The 367-nt window shown below is 71.1% G+C and carries 1 pseudogene; it reads left to right on the forward strand.

The features are described 5' to 3' along the window. Positions 1-367 (forward strand): annotated as a pseudogene (locus C492_RS10965) (hypothetical protein); the annotation flags it as partial.

Raw genomic sequence — 367 nt, forward strand, 5'->3', positions numbered from 1 at the left:
CATGCGCGACCACCCCGACGCCGTCGAGCGGGCCGACCGCACCGTCCTCCACTACATGCAGCCCCACGCCCCCTACCTCTCCCGGGGCACCGGCCAGAAGCTCAAACAGATCCAGAAGGGCATCCGCCGCCAGGACGAGGAAAACGACACCGACGCCCGCACCGACGGCGCCGGTGCCGGCGCCCTCTCGGCCATCGGTGACACCATCCGCCCCAAACTCGAGCGCCGCCTCGAGGGCAGCGAACTCGCCCAGAAAGCCGGCCTCTGGCTCGAACTCGACCCCGCCGACCTCCTCCGCAGCGGCACCCGCGACGCCGCCCTCGAGCTCTACGAAGAAAACCTCCGCATCGCCCTCGAGGAGGTCGCC

It is taken from the genome of Natronococcus jeotgali DSM 18795 (assembly GCF_000337695.1).
GTDB classification, from domain to species: domain Archaea; phylum Halobacteriota; class Halobacteria; order Halobacteriales; family Natrialbaceae; genus Natronococcus; species Natronococcus jeotgali.